The sequence below is a fragment of the Microbacterium sp. 69-7 genome, assembly GCF_001897985.1.
In the GTDB taxonomy this organism is placed as follows: domain Bacteria; phylum Actinomycetota; class Actinomycetes; order Actinomycetales; family Microbacteriaceae; genus Microbacterium; species Microbacterium laevaniformans.
The window spans coordinates 1-12,149 of the sequence record NZ_MKRU01000049.1 but is presented as its reverse complement, the minus strand read 5'-3'; the positions used below and the strand labels follow the sequence as shown (position 1 = coordinate 12,149).

The following is a 12,149-nucleotide window of genomic DNA, read 5'->3' as shown; positions in this document are numbered from 1 at the left end:
AGTTTCACGCGAGTTGTCCCCAGCTGGCCGCCGAGCGTGATCGCGACGACGGCCGGACCGTGATGCTTGGCGGCATGGGAATCCGCTACTACGCATATGCCTTTGACGCCGAACTCACTCAGCAGGCCATCGATGACCCGCACAGCATTCTGTCGAGCGATCCGCTCGCGGACGCGTGGGGAATGGAGCCGCACGCCAGCGTGAGCGTCACCACGTTCGAGCAGACGTCGCCGAAGAGTGACATGCTCTACCTCGACAAGGCATGGTCCGCTTTGCAGTCGCTCACTTATCCGACGTTGGATGCTCGCGGCGCGGGGCCGGCTTACCGCATGTTCGAAGGGCGCGTCGCCATGCGGGGCATGGGCTGGGATCCGTGGGTCAGAACGATCATGCCGGAGGAGGTGCCAGCGATCCGCGACGACCTCTGTGCGTTCGACGAGTCTCGGGTGCGGGCCTGGGCGGTCGACTGGCGAAGCCCGTTCGGTGCGGATCCGGAAGATGAGATCCGATATGTGACCGACTTCCTCGAACGTGCTAAAGAGTTCGTCACTGCGCTCGCGGAGGATGGTCGCGGATTGGTCTACATGATCGGGTGACACGCCGGAAGGTCACCGCGGGCGGCGACGTCAGCTAATGTCGGCGCACTCCTCCAGAATGGACACGTGCCCGCTGTCGCCCAGATTCTCGAGCTCGCTCGGCTCGTCGAGCGCGACGCCGCGTGGAAGCTGCTGCGCGCCGACAGTGCACCGATCATCGCCGGTCTTCTGGGTGTTCATCTGGGCGGAGACGAGCGCCGGGTCGACGCGGAGGAGCTGTACGAGCGGATCGACGTCGACCTCGAGAGGCTGCGCGGGCAGGGCATGACTCTTCCTCTGTCGGCGAAGGGATACTGCGCAGAGTGGAGGTCGGCCGAGTTCCTGGTGCGCCGGCCGTCATCTGAAGCGCGCGGGGAGACGCTCGAGCTGTCGCCGGACGCCATTGCGGGCATCCGATTCCTCCAGGGTCGCGCCGCCCCGCGTTCGAGTGTGACCGAGTCTCGGCTCGCGAGCCTGGCCGCGCAGGTGCGCCGTCTCGCGATCGACACGGATCCGGACGTCTCGGCACGTATCGCCCTGCTCGAGGAGGAGATCGAAGCGATCGAGCGGCGGATCGAGAGCCTCCGCTCGGGCGACGAAGCGGCGATCGATGAAGACCGGGCGCTCGAACGTGTCCGCGATGTGCTGGCGCAGGCTGCGGACGTTCCGGACGACTTCGCCCGGGTGCGTGCCGAGTTCGAGACCCTGAACACGTCGCTGCGGGCGAAGATCGTCGAGTCCGATGTCTCTCAAGCGTCTGTTGTCGACGAGGTCTTCCGCGGCATCGACCACATCTCCGATTCGGATGCCGGCCGCAGCTTTGCTGCGTTCTCCCAACTCGTCCTCGATCCTGCGCTCGGCGCAGCTTTCGAGGCCGACGTTCGCCGCATCCTGGACCGCGGGTTCGCTCGCGATCTCACCTCGGGTGAGCGCCGCGTGCTGCGCTCCTTCCTCACGACGCTCAAAGGCCGAAGCGCCGAGATCCATGACGTCATCACGCTCTTCGCGCGCGCGCTTCGCCGCTACGTGCAGTCGCAGGATTACCAGCGGGACCGGGTTTTGAGGACGCTGCTGCGGGAGGCTCAGCACGCGGGGGTGGAAGCCGCCACTCACACGCGGCCATGGCAGCTGACGTCTCTCACTCTGGATCTCTCGGCTGTCGCGATGTCGAGCGTGGGGGCGATGGACCTTCATGATCCCGCCGAATTCGGCGCCACCGAAGAGGTCGTCACGCAGACAGCCTCGCTTGCGAGCCTCGAGGAGTTGCGTGCGATCGCTCGCGAGACGGAGATCGACTTCGACGAGCTCACTCGCAACGTCAACGACGTGCTCGCAGAGGTCGCGTCATGCACGGTCGCGGACGTCCTTGTTCGGTACCCCGCGACGCAGGGGGTCGGAAGCGTGATCGGGCTGCTGTCGATCGCCGCGGAACAGGGGACCGTCGACGATGATCCGGAGATTCTGTCGTGGCAGGGCGCCGACGGAGTCGCGCGTGCGGCAATCGTCGCCGCGCACCGATTCACAGGAGCGGTGATATGACCGAACAGTCCACCTCGGATGTCGTCATCGACGAGCACACCGGCCTCTGGCGCGGCGACGCCGGCGACCTCCCCGACCGCACGCGGCGGGTCTTGCTGCGTCTGGTGCGCGGCCCGTACCTCTCCGGAGCGCGCGAGGCGCAACTCTGGGCTGTGCTGCTCACCGACGAGGCCGTCATCCGCTCGCGGCTCGCCGACCTGTTCCTCGAACTGGTCATCGATCGTGACAACGAGTTCGCGTTCGTCCGCAATGCGCCCGCCGATAACGCCCCGAACGCCGTGCGGTCCGAGTCGCTCACGTTCCTCGACACCGCGATGCTGCTCATCCTGCGCCAGACCTTGCTGAGCGAGGAGGGGAGAGGCCGTGTCATCGTCGGGCAGGCGGAGGTGTTCGAACAGCTCGCCGTGTTCCGCACGCCGGATCGGGACGAGAAGGACTTCGCGAGCCGCGTCAACTCGTCGTGGAACAAGATGCAGAACAAGTTGCGCGTGCTGCACGCCGCTGGCGATGATCGTGCCGAGATCTCACCCGTGCTCCGTCTTCTCGTCGACGCCGACCAGATCCGCGCGATCACCGCGGAGTATCAGCGGATCGCGCGCGAGGGTGCGGTCGATGTCGCTGCCGTCTCGCCGGATCCCGAGGACGAAACCGAATGACGATGCTGAGCTTCCCCGTCGACAGGCCGGAGACCGATCCGACGAGGCCCGGTCAATGGCGCCTCGCCCAGATTGAAATCGTCAACTGGGGCACTTTCGCCGGCCACGTCGCCGTGGACGTCGCGCGTGCCGGACATCTCTTCACGGGCGCATCCGGCTCCGGCAAGTCCTCACTCCTCGACGCGATCGCCGCCGTCTACACCCCGGACCGGTGGCTGAGGCTCAACGCCGCGGCCCAAGACGGCTCCTCGCGCACCAGCGATCGCACCCTCATGAGCTACGTGCGCGGGGCATGGAGCAAGGAAGCAGACGAGACCGCTGATCGGGCCACGACGAGCTACTTGCGAGCGAAGGCGACATGGAGCGGAATCCTGCTGCGATACGAGGACCTCCGTAACGAACCCGTCGTCCTGCTGCGGGTCTTCCATGCGCCCGGCACGCGCACCGAACCGAGCGCGCTGAAGGATGCGAGGGTCTTCGCCCGCGGTCAGGTGCGGCTTCTCGACATGAAGCCGCACGTCGAGGGCGGCATCGACGCTCGCCGCATGTCGAAGGCCTTCCCAGATGCGCTGATCACCACGGGTGGACGGCACGGGCGCTTCCATGAGCGGGTCATCCGCGAGTTCGGGTTCCGGGGAGACGCAACGCTCCAACTTCTGCACAAAACCCAGTCGGCGAAGAATCTGGGTACCCTCGACGCCTTGTTCCGTGGGTTCATGCTCGACCAGCCGGGCACCTTCGCGCGCGCCGAGACAGCCGTCGAACAGTTCACGGAGCTCGACGCCGCGCACCGGCACGTAGTCGATCTGCGGAAGCAGGCCGATGCGCTGCGTAGGGTCGACGAGGCGATCACGGCGTTCGACGCGGCCAGCGCCGAGACGTCGGCGATCGCGGGCCTGCACGATGCGGTCGAGCCGTTCACCTCGGCACTCAAGCTGCGGCTCGCGAAGGACGCCGTGGCGCCGGCACGTGCCGGGCTGGCGCGCGCCGACAGCGGGCTCGGCGACGCCGTGCGCGAGCAGCGGCTGGCGGCCGAGGCGGTGGAGAGCACGAAGGCGCGTGTCCGGGACGAGGGCGGCGCGCGCGTCGAGCTGTTGCAGGAGAGAATCGACAGCGCACAGCGCGACGAGGAGATCATCGCGCAGTATCGCGCCCAGCTGACAGCTGAACTCTCTCGCATCGGGGCTCCGATGCCCGACGACGCCGAGCAGTTCGCGGAGATGCTCGCGGCAGCCGTCACCGAGGCGGCGCGTGACATCGCCGCGGTGTCGCACGACGTGCGCGATGCCGCGAGCCAGACGCGCCGGGCGCTGGACCAGGTCACGAAGCAGATCCAGTCACTGCGAGATCACCGGAGCAATCTCGACGAGAAGCTGTTGAGAGCGCGGCGGTTCATCGCTCAGGCGGTCGGCGTTCCGGCAGCTGCCCTGCCTTTCGCCGGGGAGCTCATCTCGGTCGCCGAACAGCATGCCCCCTGGCGCGGCGCGGCGGAGCGTGTACTGGCTTCATTGTCGACGACGTTGCTCGTCCGCGACGAGCATCTCGCACCGGCACGGCGCGCCGCCGACTCGCGCGCGCTCGGTGTGCGCCTCGTCATCGAAGCGGTGCCGCACGCCGTCGATGAGCCGCGCCGCCCCAAGGATGCGCGGTCGCTCGTCCACCGCCTCGAGGTGAGCGATGGACCGTTCGGCGCCTACCTCCGCAGGCGCCTGGCCACCGAGTTCGACTACGCCTGCGTCTCGCACCCCGACGAACTCGAGGACGTCGAGCGCGGTGTCACGATCGGCGGCCTCGTCAAGCGCAACTCGCGCAGGTACGAGAAGGACGACCGTCACGATGTCGGCGACGCTACACGGTGGGTGCTGGGCGGCGACACCGAAGCGCGGCTCGACGCGTTGCTGGCTCGTCATCGCGACGCGACGGCCGCGATGGAGCGGGCGGCGGCCCGAGATGCCGAGGCCGACGCTCGCCGGCAGGACGCACTCACCCGCCGCGACGCCTTCGCGCGCGTGTCGACGTTCACCTGGACGGACATCGACCTCGGATCCGCCGCGGCGGTCACCGCCGCTCGTCGCGACGAACTCCGAACGCTCACCGACGCGTCCGGCACACTCCGCGAGGCGCAGGAGCTCGCAGAACGGGCGACGCACCGACTGGAGGAGGCGAACGCGGCTCACGCACGAGCCATCGGCGAGAACGCTGTCGCTCGCCAGCGAGTGGAGGCCATCGCGTTGCAGATCGCGGAGCTCGAGGCGGCCGCGCCCGAGGTCGTCGACGAGGCGATCATGGATGCCCTGGACGCGCGCTTCCGAGCCGAGCGGCGCTCCGTGAGCCTCGAAACGGTGGACGAAGTCGCGCGGAGAGTGCAGTCGGCGCTCTCGAAGGAGAAGGATGCCGCGGCAGCTCGCGCAGCCGACGCGGAGGCGCGGTTCGCCGGACGTGCCGCCGAGTTCCGGCTCGGTTGGCCGGCTGCATCCGCCGAGCTCACCGCCGACATCCGCGACCGCTACGGCTACCGAGAGTTGCGCGAGGGCATCCTCGCGCGCGGGCTGCCCGAGAAGGAGGCGCAGTTCCGCAAGCTGTTGCGGGAGCGATCGCAGGATGTCATCGCGCACCTGCTCAGTGATCTCCGGGACGCCCCAGGCCTCATCCGCGAACGCATCCTTCCCGTCAACGCCTCCCTCGGGCGGTCGCCGTTCGAGGGAGCGGACCGCTTCCTCGAGATCGATGTGAAGACCACGCGTACGCCGGAGGTCGACGAGTTCCTCACCGACCTGCGTCGCATCGTCGAGGGCAATTGGTCGGATGAGTCGGCCTCCGGTGCTGAGCAGCGCTTCGACGTCCTGCAGCGGGTCATCGGTCGCCTCGGATCGAAGGACCGCGTCGACATGGACTGGCGGGGCCGTGTGCTCGACACCAGGCTTCACGTGAGCTTCCTCGCTCGCGAGAAGGACCCCACCGGCCGCGTGACACGCGTGTACGACTCGGCCGAGGGCTTGTCGGGCGGGCAGCGGCAGAAGCTCGTCATCTTCTGCCTCGCCGCGGCGCTGCGGTATCAGCTGACAGAGGAGGAGGACGACGTCCCGAAGTTCGGTTCCATCGTGCTCGACGAGGCGTTCGATAAGGCCGACAGCCGATACACGCGCAACGCGATGGAGGTGTTCCGCGAGTTCGGCTTCCACATGATCCTCGCCACGCCGCAGAAGCTTCTGCAGACTCTCGAACCCTACGTGGGCGCGATCACGTCGGTGTCGAACCCCGACCGCAAGTTGTCGCGGCTCGCGAACGTCGTGTTCTCGGTCGGGGGGCCGGAGGCCCCACATCCACCGCACGCGGAGCAGCACGCGTGACTACGTCCGTCACCCCGGCCGATGTGCGCGCGCGAGCGAAGAAGCTCTTCGACCGCGAGGCGCGCACCTGGGCTGCCGATCAGCAGACCGATGCCGTGCTCGACGTATCGCTGCATCCGCCGACAGAGCGCGAGGCGCTGCGCGACCTCGAACAGGTACGACGGTGGGTCGACTCCTGGCGCGGACTGAGCGCCGATCCGTCGGTCGAGATCGAGTGGGCCGTCCGCAAGTGGCCACGCATCGGATCGCAGGAAGTCCCCGTCCGCGCTGTGTTGCGCGGTTCGGACGCGATCGCTCGGATCGCCGGCGAGCGAGATGTCTGGCAGGTTCTCGTGTCGCGACTTGACGCGCTCCGGGGACTGGCCGGGTCCGGCGCCGATTCGGTGCTCCGCACCCATGCGCGCGCCATCGCTGATCTCGACGGTGGCGACTTCGAACGGCTCGTCGATGTGCTGGAGTGGTTGCGCGAGAACCCAGAATCCGGTCGCCTGGTGCGGGAGTTGCCGATCCGCGGCATCCACACGAAATGGATCGAATCTCGCATCGGCCTCGTGGAGGCGTTGCATCGGGCCGGAACCGGCGCGACCGGGCTCGGCTTTCGCGAGCCATCACCGCTCGTGCGGCTCCGCGTTCTCGATCCGTCGCTCTCCTTCCATGGACTCACCGATGTGTCGGCGCCGGTCGACGACCTCGGCGCAAGTCAGATCCGCCCCGAGCGGGTGTTCGTGTTCGAGAACCTCGCCACTGTACTCGCGATGCCGGACGTGTCTGGAGCGGTCGCAGTCCACGGCGGTGGCCACCGCGTCGACCTTGTTGCCCGTCTGCCTTGGGCTCAGACCGTGACGTACTGGGGGGATCTGGACTCGCATGGTTTCGCCATCCTGAACCGGCTCCGAGCCAGGGGAGTGGATGCGACGTCGGCGCTGATGGAGATGGCTACGCTGTTCGACCACCGCGACCTCTGGGGCGTCGATCCCGATCCGAACGTCGGGGTGTTCGATCGGCTCACGCGCGATGAACGCGCAACACTCCAATCGCTGAGCGCCGAGGGGAACATCCGTCTCGAGCAGGAACGAATCCCGTGGGACTACGCACTCGCGCGGCTTGAGATTTAGCGACTCCCGGTCGGCGCAAAGGATAAGGGGCCTCGGCTTGCGCCGGGCCCCTTATGTGTAAGCACCGATCCGCGAAGCGTCCGGTGTTTGTGCGTCTAGTCTAGCCTGTGTGTCGCCGATCGAGCCTGTGAGTTCCCGATTCGTCGGCGACGCCCGGGTGCAGCGGATTCTCGCTGACGCCGGCGGTGACATAGTTCGCGCGCACGAACTGTTCGAGTGGAATGTGCGCGCTTCGGGCGCCGCGATGGAGGCGATCCATGTCTTCGAGCTCGTCCTGCGCAACGCCATCGATCGCGAGCTGCGCCTCTGGAACGACGGGATGGCCGGGACGTCCGACTGGTTGTTACGCCCCCATCCTTACTTACTTCGGGCAATGAACCAGAGCGAGCTGTCGAAGGCTGCAACGCGAGCGAGACGCATCGCCGCGGACCACGGCCGGCCGGTGAGTCATGATGACGTGCTGGCTCAAATGTCGTTGGGAGTGTGGCGCTATCTCCTCCCGTCGAAGTCGAACAAGTCGAAGCAGAAGCTGTGGACGGTCGCCATCAAGAACGCGTTCCCGGCGTGGCCCGGCGACTGGTCAGCAGACAGCATCGTCGCCCGTGTCGCCAACGTCCACGGCTTACGCAACCGTGTCGCTCACCTCGAACCACTGCATCGATACGATCTCCGCAAGGTCCGTCGAGACATGCGGAGCGTGTGTCACGCGATCGGTCCCGACGCGGCTCGCTTCTTCGTCCAGACCGAGAGGCTGCTGCCCGTGATCGAGGCCAACCCCGCGCTCCAGGAGCTCTGAGGGCGGGAGATTCGTGCCACGTTTCTGCCACGAATCGAACCGAACTGACTTGATCGAACCGGATGCCAGCGACGTCAGAAGCCGCGGAATCATGCGGTTTCCGTTGACCTCGATTGCCATCGGCGCGATTTCAAATCCCTCCGTCTCCGCTCTGAAAATGCCTGATCAGAGGCTGTTTCGTTCCGGTACTGCCACGAAATCTGCCATTTCTGCCGCGTTGCGGTCGTGGTTGGTGTTGAGCATTCTGGCGATCATGTGCGGTCTTACGTAGCTTTCTGCTCGCCGCGCGGTCGTTCGACTCGCCGTTTCTCCCGCGTGAGCGCGAGCCGGAGAGTGCAAATCCCTCCGTCTCCTCCGAGCGGTTGCAATCGCGACGGGTCTGATGGGTCAGAGTCCGGCGGCATCCATTCGCTTGATCAGGGACGGGCGCCGGGCGTTGCGGCGGCGTACGTCAGCGAGGTAGTCGTCGGCGATCTCGGGGCGTCCGGCGGCGCGGGCCGCGGCGCGTAGTTTCGTCATCCTTCGCACGGCGCCGGGGTAGGCGCGGGTGTTCGCCTCGATGAGGCGGTCGTCGATGAGCTGCGCCATGACGGGGAGCACGGCCACGGGGTCGATCTTGCTGTATCGGCCGACGAGGTCGTCCCACTGCGACGCGTGGAGTGACTTGCTGTTCGCGGATGCTCGGAGCGCTTCGGTCCATGCGCGCGCGAGGTCGTCGGAATCTGTCAGGTACGCGATCAGCTCCCAGGGGCGTTCGCGCATCCGCTCGATCGCGTGCTCGCGGATCGCTGGCCAGTTCTGTCCTGAGGCGGCCTGCAACGCTTCCGCGTTGCTCGCTGTGGGCCATCGTTCGAACACCTCGGATGCCGCGTCCGCGGCGTCTGCACCTGTCTCGATGGCCAGCGCCGCCCAGAGCTCGCCGCACTCCTGCTGTTGGTGCGCTCCGCCGGGGAGGGTCATGCCCTCGTGTGCGATGACGGTCGCGCGGCCCGGCAGTCCTGCCTCGCGGAGTGCTTCGGCGGCGGCGGCGTGCAGGTGTGCGCGTGGCATGTCTCCGCCGTGAGTGCGGACGATCGCCTCCTCGTCACCGTGCAGGACGGCGAGGCGTTGCAGGTTGTAGAGGACGGCGTGGCGGGCGTGCCACTCGTCATCGTGGGTGAACTCCGCGTCTGGGCGCCCGTCGAAGGGTGTGGTCAGCGCCTGGCGCCGCTTGTCGAGGTGCGCTTCGAACCTTGCGATGCCCGCGGCGCCGAGGGCGTCCGCGTAGTCGACGACGTCGACCGAGAAGTACTCGCCGAGTTCGCCGAATTGCTGTTTCTGGATCCACCCGCTCAGCACCGCCGGGGCGGGCGGGCTCTGCGTGCACAGCTCGGCGTGCAGGTTCAGTAGCTGCCGGATGACGAGTTGGATGAGTCCGCCGGAGTCGTCTGAGCGCATGAGGACCCGGAGGGTGCTCGCGATCGCCTTCTGCACGACGGGGATCACACCCTCGGCGCCGTAGTCGTCGGCCATGTCCGCCAGCAGCGACGCCCCGAGTTCGGCTTCGAACGCGTAGCTGTTCACCGCTCCCCAGTCCCACATGTCGCGTCTGGTCGTGCGGAACGAGGCGAGGACTTTCGGGATGTCGCGAGCCAAAGACATCCGTCCAGGATGCCACCGCGCGATCCTCATCCGCGATCTGCCCGGATGGCGGCCGCTTCTCTCAAGTGGCACGCGCAGGCAGGCGCGAGTGAGGGGGCCGGAATGTGCCGGACCCCTGAGGAGCAACACCGATCCGCCCAGGTCGGCGCTCGAGGCGCTGGGAGAGCATCTGGTCGGGCGATCGGACATGGCGCACGGTTACCTTCGTGGCGGCGGCCTTGAAGACGTCATCGATGAGGCCGGTCTGGTGGACGACGCCGATGGCCGCCTTGTCATCTATCGGCTGAAAGCGGACGATCAATCCTGGCCGACCGGTCACGTGGCGCCGCGTGCGCTCGTCGCGGTGGACTGCGCCCGCTCGGGCACCGCGCGTGTCCACGCGGTCGGAGTCCGCACGCTCGAGGACCTGAGGCGGAGATGGCTGACGCGCAACACCTGATCAGGATCTCGACGCAAAAGTCGAGCGATGTCGCCGTCCCTGCGACTGAGTCGACGGCGCGTGCTACTCTAATCGCAACAAACGCAATCTCCTGCGTTCACGTGTATTGGGGGGATTCCCGTGGCTCGCGCTGCCGTTATTGAAGAAACGTACCTCCCTAGTAGGGGCGACCAGCTCGCTCCTGTGCTGGACTTCCTCACCGCTCACGAGGCCGCCGGTCGAGCTCATCCCGAACCGCGGTACTTCCTCGCGGGCGCACGCCCAGGAGACCAGGTGGAGCTTCCGGAAGAGGTCTACCTCGCGCTCCGCAAGATCGTGGACGCGATGCAGAGCGGGCTGGCGGTGTCCGTCGTGCCGCAGGCGACACGGCTCACCACCCAGCAGGCGGCGGATCTGCTGAACGTGAGCCGCCCGACAGTCGTGAAGCTGCTCGACGAAGGTGAGATCCCGTTCGAGAAGGCCGGCACGCACCGCCGCGTCATCCTCGCGGATCTCCTCGCGTACCGGGAGCGACGCCGCGCTCGCCAGTACGACATGCTCGCCGCCACGCGCGACACCCTCGACGAAGACAACATCGAGCAGACGCTCGAGGACCTCAAAGCGGCCCGGAAGGCAGTCGCAGCGAAGCGGGCCGTCCGAGCCTGAGATCGTCGCCTGACAGGATTGCGCTATGTTCACGGCCACTCTCGACACGAGCGTGCTGTGGCCGAGCCTGCAGCGCGACTTCCTTCTTTCCCTCGCCATCGAGGGCACCTACCGGCCCACATGGAGTTCGGCGATTCTCGACGAACTCCAGTTCCACGAGGAAGCCAAGCTTGTGAAGCGTGGGATGCCTGTAGCGGAGGCTGCCCGCCGCGCCGCGACCCTCATTGCCGCGATGCGCCGAGAGTTCGCCGACGCAGAAGTTGATGGGTGGCAACCGCTCGAGGGTACTTTCGGGCTTCCCCGCCGACCGGATTCCGCCGGGCATCCAGGTGCTCAGCGCCAGGGAGTTCGCGAAGAACACTGTCGGGCTCAACCCGCGGCTCGCGCTCGCCGCGGTGCACGAGATCGCGAGCCGGTCTGGCCGCTACGGCGCGACGCTCGCCGTCGGCGAGATTCTCGAGACTCTGCGAGACAGGTACGGAATGATCGAAGCCGTCGACATGATGACTGAAGCCGAGTCGGCGTAGGCTCAGATCGCGCGTTGAAGGCGGCCCGCGGCCACAGCAACGCCCGTCGATCACTGCCACGTTTCTGCCACGAATCGAACCGAACTGACCTGATCGAAGCGGATGCCGGCGAGGTCAGAACCCGCAGGATCACGCGGTTTCAGTTGACCTCGATTACCAACGGCGCGATTTCAAATTCCTCCGTCTCCGCTCTGAGACTGAGACATGACATTCCTGTAGCTCTCTTGCGATGCCTCAGTGCGTCGGCGATGTAGATCTGACCGGTGCCTGCGCCAAACCAGGCTCTTCCCAGATGAGGGTGTAGGTCGGCCGGGCGCGTCGGGCCGCAGATAGACGTCGAGATCTACCGACGATGGAGGTTTCTACGCCATCCATCCGAAAGACCTCGACGTGACCGACGCTACCCCGCCGGCCGGCTTCGGCCGCCCTGACCTGACCGCCTTCGCGTCCTATCCCAATCGGCTCTGATCGGGTCTGCTGATCCTCTCGACGAGAACGCAGCGACATCACAGCCACCCAACCCCGACCGTCCGCGAAGCCGGGACACATCACATGGCCTGTGCTGCGGGCGTGTCGAGTGTGTCGTCCAGGGGCGACGCGGGAGCGTCAACGCGACGTGCTGAGAGGTGGTTCCAGTCGAGCACTAGCACACCGGCTACATGCATTGCGATAGGTCAGGAACGGCGTCGCTCCCTACGCAGGAGGGAGCGCAGAGTCTCGGCGTTCGCGTAGCCGACCCGTAGCGCGATCTCGGCGGAGGTGAGGTCCGTGGTTGCTGAGAGGTGCCGAGCTCGTTCGATGCGAAGCCGTTGGACGAAGCCGAGCGGAGTGAGGTTGAGCGCCGCACGGACTCGTCGTTCGAGGGT

At 66.9% G+C, this 12,149-nt stretch carries 11 protein-coding genes; 9 read left to right on the top strand and 2 right to left on the bottom strand.

The genetic code is table 11. The features are described 5' to 3' along the window. The 6 genes from BGN98_RS04520 to BGN98_RS04495 all read left to right on the top strand — a co-directional run. Positions 1-596 (top strand): DUF1877 family protein (locus tag BGN98_RS04520; RefSeq protein ID WP_288119863.1); only part of this gene is annotated, 596 nt, incomplete at its 5' end. Between the two features lie 66 nt (positions 597-662). Then, complete coding sequence (locus tag BGN98_RS04515) at positions 663-2,114, top strand: DUF3375 domain-containing protein (protein ID WP_288119862.1); 1,452 nt, start codon at positions 663-665, stop codon at positions 2,112-2,114. After that, the gene (locus BGN98_RS04510; protein ID WP_288119860.1) at positions 2,111-2,770 is read left to right on the top strand and encodes a DUF4194 domain-containing protein; all 660 of its coding nucleotides are present in this window, start codon (positions 2,111-2,113) and stop codon (positions 2,768-2,770) included. Before BGN98_RS04515 ends, BGN98_RS04510 begins: the two co-directional genes overlap by 4 nt. Continuing rightward, positions 2,767-6,120, top strand: a complete 3,354-nt coding sequence (locus BGN98_RS04505; protein WP_288119858.1) for an ATP-binding protein — start codon at positions 2,767-2,769, stop codon at positions 6,118-6,120. Before BGN98_RS04510 ends, BGN98_RS04505 begins: the two co-directional genes overlap by 4 nt. Next, positions 6,117-7,235: a DUF3322 domain-containing protein gene (locus BGN98_RS04500; protein ID WP_288119856.1), complete on the top strand. Its 1,119-nt coding sequence runs from the start codon at positions 6,117-6,119 to the stop codon at positions 7,233-7,235. The genes BGN98_RS04505 and BGN98_RS04500 overlap by 4 nt, the downstream gene beginning before the upstream one ends. A gap of 127 nt (positions 7,236-7,362) precedes the next feature. Beyond that, positions 7,363-8,031 carry a hypothetical protein gene (locus BGN98_RS04495; protein WP_005052816.1) on the top strand — a complete coding sequence of 223 codons (669 nt, stop codon included), beginning with the start codon at positions 7,363-7,365 and terminating at the stop codon, positions 8,029-8,031. Between the two features lie 387 nt (positions 8,032-8,418). Here BGN98_RS04495 and BGN98_RS04490 read toward each other — a convergent pair whose 3' ends face one another. Beyond that, positions 8,419-9,672 (bottom strand): DUF6880 family protein, encoded by a 1,254-nt coding sequence (locus BGN98_RS04490; RefSeq protein WP_288119853.1) that lies wholly within the window; start codon positions 9,670-9,672, stop codon positions 8,419-8,421. Between the two features lie 187 nt (positions 9,673-9,859). Here BGN98_RS04490 and BGN98_RS04485 point away from each other — a divergent pair, with 187 nt between their 5' ends. From BGN98_RS04485 to BGN98_RS04475, 3 genes are all read left to right on the top strand, one after another. Then, positions 9,860-10,111 (top strand): hypothetical protein, encoded by a 252-nt coding sequence (locus BGN98_RS04485; protein WP_036288952.1) that lies wholly within the window; start codon positions 9,860-9,862, stop codon positions 10,109-10,111. 183 nt (positions 10,112-10,294) lie between these two features. After that, entirely contained in the window at positions 10,295-10,756 is a 462-nt protein-coding gene (locus BGN98_RS04480) for a helix-turn-helix domain-containing protein (RefSeq protein ID WP_288119850.1), read from the top strand. A 263-nt stretch (positions 10,757-11,019) separates the two neighbouring features. Continuing rightward, a complete protein-coding gene (locus tag BGN98_RS04475; protein WP_288119848.1) occupies positions 11,020-11,283 on the top strand; it encodes a hypothetical protein in 264 nt (87 codons plus the stop codon). 674 nt (positions 11,284-11,957) lie between these two features. Here the strand turns inward: BGN98_RS04475 and BGN98_RS04470 are convergent. Next, a partial coding sequence (locus BGN98_RS04470) for a helix-turn-helix domain-containing protein (protein ID WP_288119846.1) occupies positions 11,958-12,149 on the bottom strand: 192 nt, incomplete at its 5' end.

What these genes read in the sequence shown, in the direction of transcription:
- BGN98_RS04510 (WP_288119860.1), top strand. Translation starts at nt 2,111, where the DNA reads ATGACCGAACAGTCCACCTCGGATGTCGTCATCGACGAGCACACCGGC.
- BGN98_RS04505 (WP_288119858.1), top strand. Translation starts at nt 2,767, where the DNA reads ATGACGATGCTGAGCTTCCCCGTCGACAGGCCGGAGACCGATCCGACG.
- BGN98_RS04490 (WP_288119853.1), bottom strand. Translation starts at nt 9,672, where the DNA reads ATGTCTTTGGCTCGCGACATCCCGAAAGTCCTCGCCTCGTTCCGCACG.
- BGN98_RS04485 (WP_036288952.1), top strand. Translation starts at nt 9,860, where the DNA reads ATGGCGCACGGTTACCTTCGTGGCGGCGGCCTTGAAGACGTCATCGAT.
- BGN98_RS04475 (WP_288119848.1), top strand. Translation starts at nt 11,020, where the DNA reads ATGGGTGGCAACCGCTCGAGGGTACTTTCGGGCTTCCCCGCCGACCGG.